The 18617-nt window shown below is 41.4% G+C and carries 24 protein-coding genes; 21 read left to right on the forward strand and 3 right to left on the reverse strand.

Annotated features, from left to right (window positions below; translation table 11 throughout):
- Nucleotides 1–398: 398 nt before the first annotated feature.
- Together ABJ384_RS04805 and ABJ384_RS04810 are read right to left on the reverse strand one after the other, a co-directional pair.
- Nucleotides 399–1460 (reverse strand): phage portal protein, encoded by a 1062-nt coding sequence (locus tag ABJ384_RS04805; RefSeq protein ID WP_068911215.1) that lies wholly within the window; start codon nt 1458–1460, stop codon nt 399–401.
- On the reverse strand, nt 1457–3226 hold the full coding sequence (locus ABJ384_RS04810) for a terminase family protein (RefSeq protein WP_349929159.1): 1770 nt from the start codon (nt 3224–3226) through the stop codon (nt 1457–1459). Before ABJ384_RS04810 ends, ABJ384_RS04805 begins: the two co-directional genes overlap by 4 nt.
- A 185-nt stretch (nt 3227–3411) precedes the next feature.
- On the opposite strand from ABJ384_RS04810, the gene ABJ384_RS04815 reads away from it, so the two are divergent.
- The 18 genes from ABJ384_RS04815 (at nt 3412) to ABJ384_RS04900 (ending at nt 14536) form a co-directional block, all read left to right on the forward strand.
- Nucleotides 3412–4260, forward strand: coding sequence for a GPO family capsid scaffolding protein (locus ABJ384_RS04815; protein ID WP_349929161.1), 849 nt, complete (start codon nt 3412–3414; stop codon nt 4258–4260).
- A 30-nt stretch (nt 4261–4290) separates the two neighbouring features.
- Complete coding sequence (locus ABJ384_RS04820) at nt 4291–5295, forward strand: phage major capsid protein, P2 family (protein WP_349929162.1); 1005 nt, start codon at nt 4291–4293, stop codon at nt 5293–5295.
- 4 nt (nt 5296–5299) lie between these two features.
- Complete coding sequence (gpM, locus tag ABJ384_RS04825; protein WP_349929164.1) at nt 5300–6103, forward strand: phage terminase small subunit; 804 nt, start codon at nt 5300–5302, stop codon at nt 6101–6103.
- A 120-nt stretch (nt 6104–6223) separates the two neighbouring features.
- Nucleotides 6224–6673: a head completion/stabilization protein gene (locus ABJ384_RS04830; RefSeq protein WP_349929165.1), complete on the forward strand. Its 450-nt coding sequence runs from the start codon at nt 6224–6226 to the stop codon at nt 6671–6673.
- Nucleotides 6670–6903 carry a hypothetical protein gene (locus ABJ384_RS04835; RefSeq protein WP_349929167.1) on the forward strand — a complete coding sequence of 78 codons (234 nt, stop codon included), beginning with the start codon at nt 6670–6672 and terminating at the stop codon, nt 6901–6903. The genes ABJ384_RS04830 and ABJ384_RS04835 overlap by 4 nt, the downstream gene beginning before the upstream one ends.
- A 7-nt stretch (nt 6904–6910) precedes the next feature.
- Nucleotides 6911–7123 (forward strand): tail protein X, encoded by a 213-nt coding sequence (locus ABJ384_RS04840; RefSeq protein WP_086374273.1) that lies wholly within the window; start codon nt 6911–6913, stop codon nt 7121–7123.
- Between the two features lie 7 nt (nt 7124–7130).
- A complete protein-coding gene (locus ABJ384_RS04845) occupies nt 7131–7481 on the forward strand; it encodes a putative holin (protein ID WP_349929169.1) in 351 nt (116 codons plus the stop codon).
- A complete protein-coding gene (locus ABJ384_RS04850) occupies nt 7478–7750 on the forward strand; it encodes a phage holin family protein (protein WP_068911220.1) in 273 nt (90 codons plus the stop codon). Before ABJ384_RS04845 ends, ABJ384_RS04850 begins: the two co-directional genes overlap by 4 nt.
- Nucleotides 7747–8601: an N-acetylmuramidase family protein gene (locus tag ABJ384_RS04855; RefSeq protein ID WP_349929171.1), complete on the forward strand. Its 855-nt coding sequence runs from the start codon at nt 7747–7749 to the stop codon at nt 8599–8601. The genes ABJ384_RS04850 and ABJ384_RS04855 overlap by 4 nt, the downstream gene beginning before the upstream one ends.
- On the forward strand, nt 8598–9017 hold the full coding sequence (locus ABJ384_RS04860) for a hypothetical protein (protein WP_349929173.1): 420 nt from the start codon (nt 8598–8600) through the stop codon (nt 9015–9017). The genes ABJ384_RS04855 and ABJ384_RS04860 overlap by 4 nt, the downstream gene beginning before the upstream one ends.
- Nucleotides 8935–9153, forward strand: a complete 219-nt coding sequence (gene lysC, locus ABJ384_RS04865; protein ID WP_213072369.1) for an Rz1-like lysis system protein LysC — start codon at nt 8935–8937, stop codon at nt 9151–9153. The genes ABJ384_RS04860 and lysC overlap by 83 nt, the downstream gene beginning before the upstream one ends.
- Nucleotides 9137–9631 carry a phage tail protein gene (locus ABJ384_RS04870; protein ID WP_349929175.1) on the forward strand — a complete coding sequence of 165 codons (495 nt, stop codon included), beginning with the start codon at nt 9137–9139 and terminating at the stop codon, nt 9629–9631. The genes lysC and ABJ384_RS04870 overlap by 17 nt, the downstream gene beginning before the upstream one ends.
- A gap of 13 nt (nt 9632–9644) precedes the next feature.
- On the forward strand, nt 9645–10097 hold the full coding sequence (locus ABJ384_RS04875; RefSeq protein WP_349929177.1) for a phage virion morphogenesis protein: 453 nt from the start codon (nt 9645–9647) through the stop codon (nt 10095–10097).
- 72 nt (nt 10098–10169) lie between these two features.
- Nucleotides 10170–10796 carry a phage baseplate assembly protein V gene (locus tag ABJ384_RS04880; RefSeq protein ID WP_349929179.1) on the forward strand — a complete coding sequence of 209 codons (627 nt, stop codon included), beginning with the start codon at nt 10170–10172 and terminating at the stop codon, nt 10794–10796.
- Nucleotides 10796–11140, forward strand: coding sequence for a GPW/gp25 family protein (locus tag ABJ384_RS04885; protein ID WP_349929181.1), 345 nt, complete (start codon nt 10796–10798; stop codon nt 11138–11140). The genes ABJ384_RS04880 and ABJ384_RS04885 overlap by 1 nt, the downstream gene beginning before the upstream one ends.
- Nucleotides 11137–12051: a baseplate J/gp47 family protein gene (locus ABJ384_RS04890; RefSeq protein ID WP_349929183.1), complete on the forward strand. Its 915-nt coding sequence runs from the start codon at nt 11137–11139 to the stop codon at nt 12049–12051. The genes ABJ384_RS04885 and ABJ384_RS04890 overlap by 4 nt, the downstream gene beginning before the upstream one ends.
- Nucleotides 12048–12647, forward strand: coding sequence for a phage tail protein I (locus ABJ384_RS04895; protein ID WP_349929185.1), 600 nt, complete (start codon nt 12048–12050; stop codon nt 12645–12647). Before ABJ384_RS04890 ends, ABJ384_RS04895 begins: the two co-directional genes overlap by 4 nt.
- Nucleotides 12647–14536, forward strand: coding sequence for a hypothetical protein (locus ABJ384_RS04900; protein ID WP_349929187.1), 1890 nt, complete (start codon nt 12647–12649; stop codon nt 14534–14536). Before ABJ384_RS04895 ends, ABJ384_RS04900 begins: the two co-directional genes overlap by 1 nt.
- A gap of 33 nt (nt 14537–14569) precedes the next feature.
- On the opposite strand, the gene ABJ384_RS04905 is transcribed toward ABJ384_RS04900, so the two are convergent.
- Nucleotides 14570–15508 (reverse strand): acyltransferase family protein, encoded by a 939-nt coding sequence (locus ABJ384_RS04905; protein ID WP_349929189.1) that lies wholly within the window; start codon nt 15506–15508, stop codon nt 14570–14572.
- A 190-nt stretch (nt 15509–15698) separates the two neighbouring features.
- Here ABJ384_RS04905 and ABJ384_RS04910 point away from each other — a divergent pair, with 190 nt between their 5' ends.
- From ABJ384_RS04910 to ABJ384_RS04920, 3 genes are all read left to right on the forward strand, one after another.
- Nucleotides 15699–17036, forward strand: a complete 1338-nt coding sequence (locus tag ABJ384_RS04910; protein ID WP_349929191.1) for a phage tail protein — start codon at nt 15699–15701, stop codon at nt 17034–17036.
- 10 nt (nt 17037–17046) lie between these two features.
- Nucleotides 17047–17331, forward strand: a complete 285-nt coding sequence (locus ABJ384_RS04915) for a phage tail protein (RefSeq protein WP_349929193.1) — start codon at nt 17047–17049, stop codon at nt 17329–17331.
- A 104-nt stretch (nt 17332–17435) separates the two neighbouring features.
- Entirely contained in the window at nt 17436–18608 is a 1173-nt protein-coding gene (locus tag ABJ384_RS04920; RefSeq protein ID WP_349929195.1) for a phage tail sheath protein, read from the forward strand.
- The last annotated feature ends 9 nt before the right edge of the window (nt 18609–18617 follow it).

Raw genomic sequence — 18617 nt, forward strand, 5'->3', positions numbered from 1 at the left:
GGGTACGGTCAGTACAGTTGGGAATACTTCTCATTTATGCTTAAGATAATAAAAAAGCCTGCAATCGCAGGCTTCTATGGATGGTACCTTCACAAATGAAGGCACCATATTGTTGATAATAACGAAATGCTTGATGGTTGCTTGCTTAACTAGGAATGAATCTTTCTTAGTTCGACATAATTACTGACATGATTTCACTTAATTATTATGTAAGACATTGATAAGAGTATGAAATGCTTTGACATTGTGCCTGACATTTTTATTTATGATTTGCTTGATTTGAACTTGCTTAGCTCCACACATAGAGCTCCACATATAAGGATATTCATATGTTTGAACTATCCGGAATTTCCGAATAGCTCATCTAATGATAATCTCTCTCATATCCATATATGGGATTATTTAGATTGAATTAATCCATACTCTTTGAACTTAATCACTTCATCTCCGGCCCATTCATTGAACTGCAGCAAGCGTGATTGAAGCGGAACAATTTCATTATGATAAAAAACTTCAGTCGCAGATTTAATATCACCGAATCCACCGGCATTGCTCGGTACAATTCCCATCAGCTGCGGTGGGATCCGTAGTGCAGCAAGTGTGTCATCACGGGTAATGGATTTAATATTGGTGAAGTCATCCTTAGCAGCAATTTCTGAAGTCGGAATAACCTGGATACCATCCTTTTTACCATTCGGACTGTAATAGAAAAGATTACGGAAGTTCCCCGGACCTTTACTTTCTTTTAGTGCAGTTCGTAGGGCAGTGATGTCATTGGGATCACTGGCTGGATCATTCACATATAAGATAAAACCAGCATGAGATCCGTTGTTGTAATACTTGCGACGGAATAGTGTCGCTGATTCATTTAGCCAGGCACTTTGTAAGGCCGAAATATATTCTGGTGTACCATAAATTTCCTGATCAATATCTGTCTCTCGGATCTGACAAATACGGTCTTGAGGGAACTCATATTCTGTATACCCACGATGACCTTGATCTAAATAAAAGTATTGTCCTTTATGTTCTCCAGCACGAGTGTACTTTGCCAATGCCGGTTTAAATTCAATTGTATTCCCAAGTCGTGAACGTACATCTTCAACGTAAGTATTTCCACACCAGATAAAATCCAATGCGACTTGTTCAAATGACTGCCGGCTCATGCGGGGATGGGGCTTAAACAAATTGGCCAGGAAGTTACGCTTAAAAATGATTCCACTACTCAAATATGGCGTGGACTTCCAGCTTTTGGATAATCCTTCTAGGCTCACTTGCGGTTCATACCAACGGCCATTGAACCAGCATTCCATATAATTTGATAAATCATGGCCATCTAGAACTGGAACAGCATCACCAAATGAAAATGCTTCAGTCTTTTGTGGAATGGCTTGCTGCAAAGGTTGAGGTAAAAAGTTTAAGGCTGTGTTCATTAAACTTTTAGCTGTTGAAAAAGGGTTCATGAATAAATCTCCAATACGGAAGTATTTGTTTCTGTTATACCGGCCAGTGGTTCGTTATAAATTGCATGCATCAGTGCCCATGCGAGATCCGCATGACCAATTTCTTCTGAACGTCCGGCAGTGAAAGTGATTTGTGTTTGACTAGCTGTCATTGTTTTTTTTATGCTCATTAATGACTGGGTCAGGTCTTTATCGCCTGCATCATATTCAAGTCGTCCATTGCGGATGACATCTAAGGTTTTATAGACGAGCTGGGCCTTAACTTCTGGTGAATACTTAAAGGCATGAACTGCAGGGAAGAATTGTCGAACCAGCTCTGCAACACCAACCCCCATGCCTGTCGTATCAATCCCGATATATGTGACGTTGTAACGTTTAGTGATGCTGCGAATATGTTCAGCCTGTTGAGCAAAGTCATCGCCTTTAAACTGATGACGTTCCAGGACTCGGAACTTACCACCGGCAACGGCTGGCGGAGCAAGTACGACTAGCCCGGCATTGTCCCCACTTAAAGCCGGATCATATCCAACCCAGACAGGCTTGTTTGCAAATGGACGTGTATGCCATATTTTGAAATCTGACCAAAGTTCCAAACTGTCGACCATGCAATGCATCAGCATATTGAGTGGGAACATAGATTGGCCATCATCCACAAACTCGCACATCAATAAGTTCTGGAAGTCTTCTGCAGAGTATTCAAAACGAAGGTCATCAATATTAAATAAATCACATCCGCCTTCTTCAGCATCCAGGATAGTGACAATCTGACGCCAGATTTTGTCTTCGCAGATCCGGCCTTTTTTTAATGAATCATGCGATACATCAATTTTGACTTGTTTATCCTTTGGTCGACCTTTATTAAATCTCGCACCAGTCCAGAAACTGTATGCTTCATGGGTAATTGTAGAAGGAGTAGAAAAGTAGGTTTTACGCCACTTTTTATGCAGAGCCATTGCTGATGCAACTTTTTCCAGTTCATTGAATCCATGAGTCCAGAAAAATTCATCGAAATAGAAATTACCGTGATGCCCCTGGGCGGTACGATAGTTTGTTCCCAGGAATAAAAGTTCAGCACCATTCGGAAGAACAATCGGATCCCCAGTCAGTTCAACACCGCAAACATCTGCTGCAAAGGCTTTAATGTAATGTTTGAAAATATGTGCCTGGGCTTTTGAAGCAGATAGGAAAATCTGATTTCGTCCAGTTTTTAAGGCATCAATCAGAGCTTCCCTGGCAAAGTAATAAGTAGCACCAATCTGCCGGCTTTTTAAAATTACACGTGAACGTTGATCAATGGCTCGGTACCAATTCCATTGGTACTCAAATAGACCTTCTTCAAAGGCAATGACTAGATTTTCAATGTCTTCTTCAGTAAATGAATTGGGAACTTTTTTACGTGGTGCTGTATTGCGCTTGCGGATCTCGGGGTTCAGATCAGCTTCGGTACCATCGTTGCGATATTTTTCAATTCGGGCAAATTCTTTATAAGCCCGCATCAACACATCAATTTCTTTAATGTCGCCAGATGTCTTTTTATTTTTAAGAATTAGCATCATTAAACGTAGAGACAGGGCATTTTCGACACGATTTTCGGGTTTCTCTTTTTCCCAATCTTCACGTGTTTTCCATGCCTGAACTGTACGTTCATTTTCATTGAGTACTTCTGCAATATCGACAATCTTCCACCCAAGCCAATACAAGAACTTGGCTTTAAGTTTATTGTCCATAATCAGATGCAAATTTGCTATAGGGGATAGGTCATTCATTGCCATTTGCTGTTTGCTTTAATGTGCAAACATTGGCAGTACAAGGCTTAATTATCAGTCTGACCAAGTTGTAAAAAGCCTTAATACAACAGCTTCCAATTGCCTGTATTACTCATCATTGCCCATTCTGCACCTATTCAAAATCGTGATTTTTATCCGTTCATAATTAACGAATAGGTTTGCAAATGAGCAAAGACAACAAAGACAAGAAATACAAATCGAAATGGTTTCGTATTGCTGTAGCGGGTGACACGACCGACGGTCGTGAAATTCAAGCCGATTGGATTATCCAAATGGCGCAAAACTATAATCCAGACACCTATGGTGCTCGTATCAATATTGAGCATTTCCGTAGCGTTTTTCCTGACGGTATTTTTGGTGCTTATGGTGATGTCCTGGCATTGAAAACTGAAAAAGTCACTATCGATGGTGAAGAAAAAGATGCACTGTTTGCACAGATCGAACCGACGCAAAGTCTGATCGAACTGAATAAGAAAAAACAAAAAGTCTATACATCAATCGAAGTTGATGAAAATTTTGCCAATAAAGGTTCAGCATATCTTATTGGTCTTGCCGTAACTGACAGCCCGGCATCATTGGGTACCGAAATGCTTCAGTTCGCAGCCGGTGCAAAAGTAAATCCATTGGCTGACAAAAAACAGCGTCCAGAAAACCTGTTTACTGCTGCTCAAGAAGTCACTCTCGAATTTGAAGAAGTGAAAGAGTCGCAATCCTATTCCGCAGGCTTACTCGACAAAGTCAAAAAATTATTCTCAAAACAAGAACAAACTGAGAAAAAGTCTGCGGAATCTTTTTCTGAACAAGAACAAGCCATTGTTGAAATCGCTCAAGAAACAGCAAATCAAGGTCAAGCCGTTTCAAAACTTGAGACTGATTTTAATAACTTGAATACAGCACATGAACAGCTGCAAAACGACTTCAACGAATTAAAAACCAAACTCGATAGCGAACCTGATTCAGATCCGCGTCCTAAGTCTGGCAATTCGAATTTCACTGAAGTTGTCGATTGCTAACCCATTCCAGAATTAAAAAGAGTAAACATCATGCGTATCGAAACACGTTTTAAATATAACGCAGCCATGAAACAACTGGCTAAACTGAACAACGTTGAAAAAGTTTCTCAAAAGTTCAATGTTGAGCCATCAGTCCAACAAAAACTGGAAGATAAAATTCAGTTATCTTCTGCCTTCTTACAAAAAATTAATATTTTCTTGGTAGAAGAACAGTCAGGTGCTGCAGTAGGCCTTGGCATTAGCCGTCCAATTGCTTCACGTACCAATACAGGTACCACTGACCGTCAAGCAACAGATCCGTCATCAATGGATGAGCGTTTCTATTTCTGCCGTAAAACAGATTTCGATACAGCCATCAAATATGCAAAATTGGACCAATGGGCGAAGTTCAAAGACTTCTATGCGCGTTTTTCTGGTCAAATCCAAAAACGTCAAGGTCTTGACCGTATCATGATCGGCTTCAACGGTACTTCTATTGCAACCACAACAGATATTGTGGCCAATCCTAAATTGCAGGACGTCAACAAAGGCTGGCTGCAAAAAATGCGTGAAGAAAATGCTGCGCGTGTCATGTCATCTGGTGCAACAGTAGGAAAAATTACCATTGGCGCAACTGGTGACTATCACAATGTCGATGCCTTGGTCATGGATATGGTCAGTGAACTGATTGATGAAGTTCACCAGGACAATCCAGATCTGGTTGTACTGTGTAACCGTAAAACAGTTTCAGACAAGTACTTCCCACTGGTCAACAAAGAACAGGACAATTCTGAAAAACTGGCAGCGGATATGATTATCAGCCAGAAACGTATGGGTAACCTGCCTGTTTATGCAGTGCCATTCTTCCCTGAAGGTGCCATCCTTGTAACGACTTTCGACAATTTATCGATTTATGTTCAGGAAGGTGCTCGTCGTCGTACTGTCATCGACAACCCGAAACGTGACCAGATCGAAAACTATGAATCTTCAAATGAAGATTACTACATTGAAGATCTAGGCCTTGCTGCATTAGCAGAAAACATCGAATCGGTGTAAGCCTATGTCATTAGCACGTCAACATTTCATGAAACATAGTGCTAAAGCAGCAGCCGAAACGGCTGCTGAATTCGGCACCATGCAAGAGCAGTCATTTTATGAATTGCAACTTGCCCAGCTCAACAATGACCGCCATCGCTTAAAGCAGATTCAATCTACTGAAGCGAAAATCCAGCTTAAAAAAGCATTGGTACCAACATATTTACCGTATATAGACGGAATTATTGAAGCCAATAAATCTGTTCAAGACGTCGTGTTTATGACCGTTCTGGTCTGGTGTATCGATGTTGAAAATTATGGCAAAGCTATAGAAATGGCTGAGTTTGCACTTGTGCATAACATGATCATGCCGGACCGCTTTGAACGTAAAACTGCAACTTTGGTGACGGAAGAAATCGCCAATGCATTTTTGAAACAGCTCAAGACCAATGCAGAAGTTGATCTCGCAGTACTTCAGCAGCTCGAAAAAATTGTTATTCGAACGGATATCGATGCCAAAGTTTTGGATATGCCAGACCAGGTCAAAGCAAAACTTTTTGTCGCGCTGGGTAAAGCCAAAATTAAATTGATCAAAACTAAAGATGAACCTAGTCAGTCCGATCTTACATTCGCTCAAGATGCCCAGGCTTATCTTGAACGGGCAATTGAACTAGATGAAAAATGTGGTGGTAAACAGGATTTAAAAACAGTGGAAACATTGTTGAAAAAGTTTGTACCGCAGCAAGTCGAACAAACTGAATCATCAGCGAATGCTGATAGTTCACAACCCGCAAATGATCAAAACGAAACGGATCAAAAAGCGGATTAACCGAGTGCCCACGCACCGCATGGGCGAACAATGGTGATGTCATTACATTGTAATACTCATTAAAACCATTGTTCCCACCCGTGCACTAAATATTCAATAAAAACAACGGCAGGGGACATCATGGGGTTTGTCGCAAATGGCAATAACACACCAAGCCAGGTCATCATCAAGAGTGACCCGTTTTATCCGGATGTTGTTCTGGATCACATCCGTGAAGTCGTCAGAATCGATGGGGCAGTCACAGATGCCAGGCTCCAGCAAGTCATCATTGAAGAAGTCATCGACGTCAATCGACTGCTCAAAAGTTTAAAAGACCAGGCAGCTCAACTATCCGATTTATCAACGACTCAAATTAACGATCAACCAGAAACCGATTATCTGTATCTGTCTGCAGTGGCCAATGGTGTCGCAGCCAAAGTGAACGAGAACTACCGTAATTATGACAGTTCAAATTCAGGAGCAAAAAAGGCCGAACAGGCGGAATGCACAGTCGACGATTACAGACGAAATAAGCAATGGGCCATTCAGCAATTACTGGGTGAAAACCATACCGTGGTGGAATTGATATGAAAATGAAAATTTCATCGGTCGAGACTCATAAGTGTACGCATACCTACAGATTTGAACAACGTGAATTAGAGCGACTTGCACTTGAAAAAGTAGCAACAGAACTAGGTCTTGATCTGACCCACAGTTGCTTAAAAGCGGAATCTAGAATCGTACCAAATTCACAAGGTATTAATCCGACATTATATGAGTGCGAAATCAGAATTGAAGAAAGCTTGGATTGTAAGGAATAGATGACTTATGGCCAAAACTATCAATGCCCTGCAATACGACACCGTCGATGCGATCTGCTGGAGAGAATATGGCAGAAGTTCCGGAGTGGTGGAAAAAGTACTTGAAGCCAATCCAGAACTTGCTGCGCTTGGACCTTTTCTTCCAATGGGCACTGAAGTCTTTCTGCCAGATATCGAAACATCACAACAAATTAAACAAACCATCCAGCTATGGGATTAATAAAAATATGGCAGAACCAACTACAACAGCAACAGTTGCTGGATTAAGTGTAATCGCATTCCTCCCTTTTATTAATGGGGACGCGATGCTTGGGGCGGTGCTCGGAGCAGCTTTCATTGCTACTTATGAAAAAGACTTAAATGGCTGGCAGCGTCTTCGTACCATGCTCTTATCAACCGGGATTGGATATCTGCTTGCACCAGAAATTACCAGCCGAACCATGATTACCAGTGATGCAACGGCTGCCTTAATTACATCAACATTTTCACTTTTTATCTTGGTTAAAGCCGTGGACTGGGTGAAGAAAACCAAGCTTTCTGAAATGTGGAAAGCATTTAGAAATGGGGGATCCTCATGATTGAACATCTATTCCAGTTTATTGCCCTGATTGCATATCTTTTCTGTGCATTTCGTATCATTTGCTATAACCGCAACGGATCAGACTTTCACCGTGGCTATGCATGGCTTGCTGCCATGCTCATTGCTGCATGTATGGGGCAAACCGTACATATCCTGTTTTTTAAAGATCCGGTCACCATCTGGGACGCATTCTTTGCTGCTCTGCTGGCTGTACTTATCTATAAAACCAAAGGCAATGTGGCCAAACTGATCTGGAGTCCGGCATGATTATTAAATTTGGTGCCCGTGGTGATGCTGTCGTCAGTATACAAAAGCAACTCATCAGCCTGGGGTTCAACGCCAAAGATGGCAAGGCCTTAAAGCCGGATGGCGACTTTGGTACCAATACTGAATATGCAGTACTGCAGTTTCAGAAAAGTGTCGGAATTCTGGCCGACGGCAAAGTCGGGGATAAAACACGGACAGCACTGGCTGGCCAAAACGTTTCTAAATTTTTAAAAGACAGTGACTACACAGCAGCTGCAAAACGCCTAAACGTTTCTGAATTGGCCATCCGGGTATTTGGTGCAACTGAAGGTCGTGGTGTCGGTTTCCTGAAAAATGGCAAGGCCAAAATCCTGTTTGAACGCCACCGCATGTATCACTATCTGGTTCAGTTAAAAAGCAAAACCTTTGCCAATGCCCAAATGAAGCAATTCCCGAATCTGGTGAATACTGCAACAGGTGGCTATAAAGGCAATGAAGCTGAATACACACGTTTAAGTCTGGCAAAGAATATCTGTCCGGAAGCAGCTTTAATGTCATGCAGCTGGGGTCAATTCCAGATCATGGGCGAAAACTGGAAAGAACTCGGTTATAGCTCGGTATTTGAATTTGTAGAACAGATGCAGGCCAATGAATCCCTGCAGCTGGAAGCCTTTATTCGTTTTATTGAATGGAAAACAGGTACCGTAAATGGTAAAAAAGTTGCACTTCTTGATGCGCTGCGTGCAGAAAACTGGGAAGCAGTATTCACCCTGTACAACGGACCAAGCTATAAAAAACTAGGCTATCAGGCGAAGTTCCAGAAAGAATGGGATCATCTGGAACCGATTTATGGGGAGCAAAAAGCAGCATGAATGCCTTAGTTATCCTCAAACCATTTGTAAAGCCGATCTTAGCTTTGCTCTGTTTTTTATGTCTGTATTTCGCATTTCAGCATTATATCCACCTGCAGCAAAAAGTTGGCCAGTTAGAAACTACGCTAACTGAAAAGCAGGATATTATTGATGCTCAAAATAGGAACATTGCCGATATCAGGGAGCAGATCACTAGCCAGGCTCAAGCTATTTCCGACCTGCAAGAATTTCAGGATGAACTGCAGCTGAATTCAGAACAACGAAAAATCACGATTAAAGAGATTTTAAACCATGACCAGGATGCTAAAACTTGGGCTAGTCAGCCTGTGCCCGATGCTATTCGTAGCTTGTTCAACAACACCGGTACAACAAACGTGGTCCACTCCGCTTTATCCGGTTCTGACCAGGTGCAATAAGCCTTTATTAAATATTCAAACCAATGAAGACTTAATTTTTGCATTAGAAACCACAGAACTGGCCAGGGCACTTTGCGCTGCAAAAGTTGACTCAGTCATCAAGATTCAGGAACAACAAAATGAAAAAGCCCGATAGCCTTCGTAGTCATATCCTTGCTGCAGTCAAAGAACTGCAGCGGGATCCAGAACGTATGCTGATTTTTACCGACAAAGGCAATGTCCGTTGCACCGGTGCGAGCGGTCTTTCTTTCGAATATGTCTATGACCTTAATTTCATTTTGACTGAATATGCCGGAGATTTGGATGCTGTCATGATTCCGCTACTGGACTGGGTACGTGTCAACCAGTCTGAACTGCTCATGAACCTGGACAAAAACAAAGAAGCTTTCAAATTTGAAACGGTAATTTTAAACAATGATACCGTAGATCTATCGCTGACTTTTCCTGTGACTGAACGCGTCATTGTAAAACGCCAGCCTGATGGAACATTAAATGTCAGTTTCCCGGCTGAACCTAAGTATGAAACACCTTTGGATTCACAGCCGATGCAGCTTATCGACAACGCGACTGGTGAAGTACTAGCATCCTGGACTTCAGCTTCACCTGGCCCATAAAATTGGTGAAGCTATGGCAGATTTAGAATTACTGACAGAACACCTGGGCGCAATGTTACATCAGCTCAGTGATGCTGAACGACGTAAGCTGGAAATGTATATTGGTCGTAAACTTCGGGCATCACAAAAGTCGCGTATTACCAAACAGAAAAATCCGGATGGCAGTACATATGTGCCACGGAAAAACCGCCTGCGTGACAAAAAAAACAAAATCAAAAATAAAATGTTCAATGTCATCAAAAGTGCCAAATACATGCGTATGGAAAGAACAGCTCAGGGCATAGCCATTGGCTTTGCCGGTCGGGTGGCCTTTATTGCCCGGGTTCACCAGTTCGGTTTAAGGGACAAGGTCGACCGTGATGGTCCAACCATAAAATATGACAGCCGGGAACTGCTAGGTTTTACCGATGAAGAAATAAAAATGATTGAAAACGATGTCTTAGATTACCTGTCAGTCAAGCCATAAAATGAGTTGTAAAAAGCCTAAATACAACAGCAACCACATGCAATAACGAAATGACTGCAACACGATTGCAGCATGAGCGCAGAACTACATCGACGCCTTGAAAACCTGATTCGCTTCGGAACAATCAAGGCCATTTATTCGGCTAAACCATTTACGACAGTCACCGTCACCATTGGCGAGATTACGACTGCAAAACTTCGTTTTCTTTCTTTAAGGGCAGGGAAAACCAAAACATGGGATCCACCAAGTATTGGTGAGGAAGTCATGGTGCTGAGTCCATCCGGTGTGCTGGAAATGGGTGTAGCCATTGCCGGATTTAATAATGCAGATAATCCGTCTCCTTCAGATGACCTGAATCAAACTATCCGTATTTTTGAAGATGGCTGCATTTTTACTTATGACGTTTCCAGTCATGAGTTGACCGCAATCTTACCTGCAGGCGGTAAAGCCATTCTTACTGCACCAGGTGGTGTAACGGTAAACGGAGATACCACTATCAATGGCAATGTCCAGGTCAATGGCAGTATTGCAATGACCGGAAACAATACCGTTGGTGGCAGTCAACTTGTCCAGGGCAGCAGTCATTCAACAGATCATTTCAGCACTGAAGCCAATGTCACCGCTGGATCTATCAGCCTAAAAGAACATACACATTCTGGCGTTGAACCAGGTCCAAGTTCGACCGGAGGACCGCAGTAATGATGTCACGTCATAGTGGGAATGAACTGAGCGAATTAGACCACATTCGTCAGTCACTAGAAGACCTTATCGGTACGCCAATTGGCTCACGACTCATGCGTCGTGAGTATGGAACACAAGTCGCAAATTTACTGGATCAACCTACCAGTGAAGCACTGTATCTCAAATGTTACAGCACTATTTATTCAGCAATTTTGCGCTGGGAACCACGTATCCAGATCAGCCAGCTTTATATCAGCGAAGTAAATCAAGGGCAAACGGTCCTCAATCTTGAAGGAACAATCGTCCAATCCGGTCAAAGCTTAAATATGAACATACCTTTACTCGTTGGAGCTTTAACATGAGCATTAACTCATCTACAGCCATCGACCTATCCTTACTTGCACCACCCGATGTGGTGAAACAGATCGATTTCGAAATTATTTTAAGAGAAGGTCTGGAAGATTTTTATCAGAAAATGCGTGAAGTCGATCCAGAGTTTCCCGACCTGCTTGAGTCGGATCCAGCAATGAAGCTGGCACAAGCCTTTGCCTATCGTGAAATGTTGGTCCGCCAAGATGCCAATAACCAGGCGCGTGCAGTTTTGCTTGCTTATGCTGAAGGTGCAGATCTCGACCACAAAGCAGCTGAACGCAATCTTTCACGACGGATTATCAGTCCAGCTACAGATACTACACCGGAAGTTAAAGAATCAAATGAGTCCTTGCGTAGACGTGTCCAGCTGGCACCGGAAGGCCAAACCACAGCCGGCAGTGAAGGTTCATATATTTTTCACGGTCTCAATGCAGATCCACGGGTCAAAGATATTTATCCCTATGCTCCATTGGATGAAACTGGTAATCCAACAGGTATCTGCAATGTTTATGTGCTTTCAACAGAAGGTGATGGTACAGCATCAGAAGACCTTTTAAATATCGTGACTGCAGCATTGAATGCCAAATCCATTCGGCCTTTGACTGACCGGCCAATCATCTATTCGGCATCTATTTTGAATTACAGCATTGAAGCAGAAATCTTTATCGATGAAGGTCCAGATGAAAATATCGTTCTAAACAGTTGTTATAAAGCAGCCGATGAATACAGCAAAAAATCTCATGCATTTAATGGTGGAGTTTCCCTTTCAGGAATTTACCAGGCACTGCATCAACCAGGTGTTAGCCGAGTCAATTTAATTTCCCCTGCAGGGAATATTGATACTTCAATTGGTCAGGTTGCCTATTGCACCGGTATCAACATTTCGAGGGTTAGTGTATGAGTCAACTGCTGCCACCGAATGCCACAAAATTTGAAATGAAGTTTGAGAATGCTTTTGCGCGTGTCTCAAATGTAGAACTGAATATCCGTAGCTTTAACGATCCACTAAATGCACCAGCAGAAGTACTGCCATGGTTAGCCTGGGAACGCTCGGTCGATATCTGGAACAAAAACTGGACTGAAGCACAGAAACGCCAGGTAATTAAGACCTCACTCTATAACCACAGCATCAAGGGAACTGTGGGGGCACTTGAAGTTGCTCTTAATTCGCTGGGTTTTCCTGTCATTGTTCAGGAATGGTTCCAGATGGTGCCAATGGGAAAACCATATACCTTTAAAATTTTTATTCAAACCAGCCAGGACAGCGTATCTGTCACCGATTACAAAGAATTATTAAAAGTCGTCCATGCTTATAAAAATTTACGTTCTCATCTAATCGACACCACAGTTGTTCTAGAAAGCCCATCAAATTTGCAACTCAATGCAGCAACTCACGCTGGTCATGACACTGAATTTACGAAATGTGCCGGTGGTCTTCATCTGGATGGCACTTGGAAATTAGACGGTACCAAAAAATTAAATGGAGTAGATATGTAATGGCAAATTTAGAAGTACAACCAGGCTGGCCAGCTGTACGTCAGCTTGAAAATGAAGAGTTGGCATGGGGCGGTGTTAATGGGAACATGAATGAGCAAGCCAAAGCATTAGCTGCACGAACAGAACTTTTAAAAAGTGAAAAAGCATCTAATAAGAAAGTAATACGTGATAATGAAACTATTTATGATTATGGTGCGATTGGCGACGGTATATTTCACACTGTAGAAGAGTGGTATACAGCAGCATCAAATTATTACAATCCTAAATACAATGGATTGGCAGATGTACAAGCTGATTATCCGTTTGTAACCGATAAAGACTTTTCGATTGATCAAGCAGCAATTTTAAAACTTGCCAATAAAAGAGCTTCAACGGGAGGTGGCTCGGTAGATTTATCAATTGGAGAGTTTGTTATTAAACCAGTTAATGATGGACCATGCTTAAAAATGCCAGGGAAAGTGACTTTAGCTGGACGTGGTGATGACACTATCCTTCATGAAATAACCCCAATTGATGACCAACCTACAACATCTGTATGGTGGGATCTTGTGCAATTTTCTGGCACTGAAACAGTCGGAGGCGGGGTTAAAGATTTAACAGTTAAACATACAGGCGGTCGACGCAACAACACAGCATCACTCGCTACACGTGGTGGGGCAACTCGTCAAAAATATCGCAATATTAATTTTGAAAGTACTATTGGTTCTTCTATTGTTATTGAAGGTTTAGTAAGCAGTCCAAAACCAACTTTTTGTAAAGTTCACGGCATTACATCAAAACCGACTAGTCGACATTCTGTATATATTTCAGGTGCAACTAACAATGATATTAGGGGTAATACTATTTATTTGAGTGCACTAGAGGGCATTGCACAGAGGGGTACCGCACAAAACAATATTGATGATAATGATTTTATTGGGGTTGAGGGTGTACGCATACATGCAGTTGTTTTAGCTCAACCTCCATCTGGATCAGCTTATAAGTATAGAGGATTAAGACTCAAGGGGAATCGAGGACATAATTTATTTGGAGCTGGATTCTATGGTCAAGGAAATGGCTGTGAATTATATGATTCTGATGTGTCTGGAAATGATTGGGATTTGGCTGTAACAGATCCTTTGGTAACAGATCATCATATGATGTTTTATAGAACATACCGTACCAAAATTTCAAATAATACTTGTCGTGGCGGTCGCAATCGAGGGATTATGTTTTATGGCTGTGCGAAAAATGATGTTCACTCAAACACCGTTTATAATGTTATAGGATCTGGAACTGCATCAGTTGGTGCGATAGGGCTTTTCAGTTATAAAGATATTGATAATGTTACATATTATAGTACTGATAACAAATTAATTGGAAATAATATTATTGATGATCGATCAACACCATTAATGAAAATCGGTGTACAGATGGGAGCTGGGTGCATAAGAAATTTAGTTTCAAAAACTGAGTTCGAAGGTATTCAAACTAAAATTGATAGTGCTGATGGCTTGTCTAATCAATATGTAGGAGAAACTCTAAATAAACTCCTATTTAGTTTGCCTAGTATGACTACAGGAACCAATACCTCTACTGATATGAGTTTTGCTGGTGGAAATCTGCTGTCTTACGTTAATAGAGAAGTGTTCATTAAATCATTTAGATTAGCAGTTCAACAATTAACAATTTCAGGAACTGCTACAGCAAGGTTATATAAAAATGGTAGTCTATTAATGGCCAATGTTTTTACAGCGGATAATCTTTCTAAAACTAGAATAATACATTATCAACCTGGACAATATTTGTTAAACCCTGGCGATACAATAAATTTGAAAATAGAGACAGAATCACTAACATCTGGACAATCCTCGTTATCTTTCGCAGTAGAAATTGAATTAGCTCAATAATAAAAAAAGGGTCTCAAAAGAGACCCTTTTTTTCTAAAGGATGTATTTAAGTTTTTTATTTAGATGAACCAAGAGGACTCCAGCTATAGTAGCCAATCCCAATACTATAAAAGAAATTACCGTTTCATTTAGAGTTAAGTAGTATGCAAGAGCAATTAAAATCATAGGGTGAATTAGATAAATAGCTGTTGATAAATTAGCTAGATCTTTAGTTTTACCTTGTAAGTTTTTACTCTTAAAGTATAGAAATAAGGCCGGAGAAGCTATTATAAGTGAAAATATTTGATCTAGGTTTTCGGTGGAGCTTACCAGAATCCTATTTATATTTGACTCTAAAACAACTAGTGCTAAAAGCATCAAAAGTACAGTTAGACTAATTTTGATTTTATTGAAAATTTCATACTTATTTATCAAATATCCTAACAAGAAAAATGGAAGGCAGAAAAATAAGAAGTTTCTATGAATGGCATTGAAATTAAGAACTTTATCTATAATTCCATTGAAAACATGTAAATTTCCAACAAGCTGAATGATACAGCCGAGCGCAAACGAAAATAGTATTAGCAAAATATGAACGTTTCTTGATAAATTTCTAATGAAGTAAACAATTATTCCACTGAATAGAGCACCTATTAAGTACCATAAAACATAGTAGCCATTAAACAATGTAAATAATGTTTTTGGTAAGTTATTTAAACTAAACCACAATGGTGAATAAATTATCATCCATATTAGATAAAGAGAACCTAGTCTAACTACCCACTTCTTTAGATCCTTAAAATCTTTAATATGAAAAAAATAAAAACCACTAATAATCAAAAAAGTCGGAACAGCTAATCTAAAGATACCTTCTACTGTTGAATAATATCCAATAATAGAAATATCTTTGAGGAAGTGGCAGTGTAAAAATACAACTGATACAGCAAGTATTATTTTTAAAATATCAAGTGATTGATTGCGAGATTTTCCCATAAACATAAATCATATTTTGATGTTGTGTTAAATTATTGCACAAAAAAACTTGATGTAACAATCATTTATGTGTTGTGAGTAAATTAAACACACTTCTAAAATAGCTAGATACTTGGTAGAAAATTATATTAGTATTATAAGGATTAAAAAAATATTTCAGTTAATTACAGTAAATTCTAAGAGTTAAGAAATGTATAAAACAATCTACACAGCCACTGGACTTGCTCTCGTCTCCCAGGCAGTCAGCCAGCAACGTACCATCGAAATCACCCACTTTGCCGTGGGTGATGGTGGTGGTAATAAAATGACACCAACGGAGTCTATGACTCAGTTAATACGTGAAAAATACCGAGCTACAGTCAACCGTATCTATCAGGATCCAGAAAACCAAAATAAATACACCGCTGAAATGATCATTCCGGTCTCGGTTGAAGGCTTTGTAGTTCGCGAAATTGCTTTGTTTGACCGCAACGGTAATATGATCATCGTTGGAAGCACGCCAGAAGTGTATAAACCAACACTGGCGCAAGGTGTAGTGCAGGATTCGGTTTATCGAATTCCATTTGTGATTTCTAACCCTGAAGTCCTTTCACTGAATTTTGACCCGAACGTGATCATTGCAACGCATCAATGGATCATGAATACATTGACCCCTGCGACCATGTTCCCAGGCGGTACCATAGGCCAGGTATTAAAGAAAAAATCTAATGAAGATGGCGATACATTCTGGGATGAAGCTGGAACGGCAGATGTTTTCGTCAATACCATTGAAGAAGAACAGTCACTGGTGGCAGATCAGCTCATTGTCGATCTCAGCACTACTACCACCCACGGTGCAGCGGTTTATATTAATGGCGAACGCATTACTAAAAAAGCCGGTGCAGATGGATGGTTGGCAACGTCAGACACACGCATCACATTAGGCAAAGCCTATCCAGATGCAAAAATCCTGATTGTTCAAAATGAACCGCTTGGTGCTGCGCCTTACCCATTGGCGCAAAAAAATAATTTGTCCGATGTACCAGATAAACCCTTAGCACGTCAAAACCTGGGTGTCATGAGTTTTGATGAAGCTAAATACAATAGCTGTCCCCCAGGTACGATTATTGGGCTTGCATCACCGAATATTCCTCCAGGCTATCGCTTGTTAAAATGTAATGGGGCTGCATATTCACGTGCTGTTTATGCAGATCTTTTTGCAGCCATTGGCACGATTTATGGTGCTGGGGATGGAGTAAGCACGTTCAACGTTCCAGAAGCACGTGGTGAGTTTCCGCGCTATGCAGACGATGGTCGCGGTATTGATCCTGGACGACAAGTAGGTTCAAAACAAGGTCAAGACATACAATCACACAATCATGCAATTGAAACAGCATTTGATGCGACAAACTACAATGGTTCTATGTATAGAGTCGCAGGAGGTGATGGTGCTTGGAATGGAATTATTCAAGATGCATACACTAAAAATAGTTATGGATCAGAAACACGGCCACGTAACATTGCTGAACTTGCCTGCATTCGCTACTAAGGAGTAAACCATGAATCAGATTACAGTGTATCAAACCAATTATTCTGGGCTGTTTGTCGGTGAAACAGTGGCAGACGAATCACCGCTTGAACCAGGTGTTTTTCCATTGCCGGCTGGCTGTGTCGAAACTGCACCGCCAACTGAATGGCCAGAAGATCAGTGGCCACGTTGGAATGGCTTCAAATGGGAACTCATCCAAAAGCCACAGGTTCATCAGGAAACGACACCAGAAGAAAAACTGGCAGAATTTTTGGCGCAAAATCCGGACGTGTTAAAGCTCATCAATAAAAACTGATATTGTTGTAAAAAGCCGAAATACAACAGTATCCCATCGCAATTAAAAAGCCATTTTGTAAGCCTGTCATCTGTATATAAAACAACAGATCACAGGCTAATTTTATGGCTACAGATTTATATTTCCACGGTGTCCGGGTTCTAGAACTCAATGAAGGCATCCGTCCCATCCGCACGGTCTCCACCGCAGTCATTGGCATGGTCGCAACTGCAGAAGATGCAGATCCCTTGGTATTTCCATTAGACACAGCAGTACTTTTAACTGACGTACAAGGCTCAGTTGAAAAAGCAGGGACTCAAGGTACCTTGGCACGTTCATTACAGGCCATTGCAGACCAGACCAATGCAGTAGTCGTTGTCGTGCGTGTGGCAAGCAAAGAAACGGAAGCAGAGCAAACCACCGCAGTCATTGGTGGGCAGGTCAACGGCAAATACACCGGCATGAAAGCTTTGCTGACGGCTGAACAAAACCTCAAAGTGAAACCACGTATTTTAGGTGCACCAGGGCTGGATACTGCAGCAGTTGCCGCAGCTTTTGGCGGTATTGCAGAAAAACTACGTTCCTTTGTTTACGTTTCGGCAAATGGCTGTGAAACCAAAGAAGAAGCAGCTGCTTATCGTGATGCAATTGGTTCCCGCGAAACCATGATCATCTGGCCAGACTTCCTGGGCTGGGACACTGTAACCTCATCTACCACGACCTTTGAAGCTACTGCTCGAGCATTGGGCCTACGTGCCAAAATCGACAATGACACCGGCTGGCATAAAACCCTTTCCAACGTTGCAGTCAATGGTGTTACCGGTATTTCAAAAGATGTGTTCTGGCAGCTGCAAAGCATGGAAACTGATGCCGGTTACCTCAACTCGAACGAAATCACCACCTTAATTCAGCGTGACGGCTTCCGCTTCTGGGGTTCCCGTACCTGTTCTGCCGATCCTTTATTTGCCTTTGAAAACTATACCCGTACTGCTCAGATTCTGGCAGACACCATGGCAGAAGGGCATATGTGGGCAGTCGATAAACCACTTCATCCAAGCCTGGCACGCGACATCGTCGAAGGCATCAATGCCAAATTCCGTGACCTGAAAGGCCAGGGCTACATCATCGATGCCCAATGCTGGTTCGATCCTTCTGCAAACTCAAAAGAGTCACTCAAATCAGGTCGATTACTGCTGGATTATGACTTTACGCCAGTACCGCCACTTGAAGATTTAACCCTACGTTCACGCATTACAGATCGTTACCTAGGTGACTTTGCTGCACGTATGACAGCATAGAAAACATAA

Source organism: Acinetobacter sp. A1-4-2, assembly GCF_040233925.1.
Lineage (GTDB): Bacteria > Pseudomonadota > Gammaproteobacteria > Pseudomonadales > Moraxellaceae > Acinetobacter.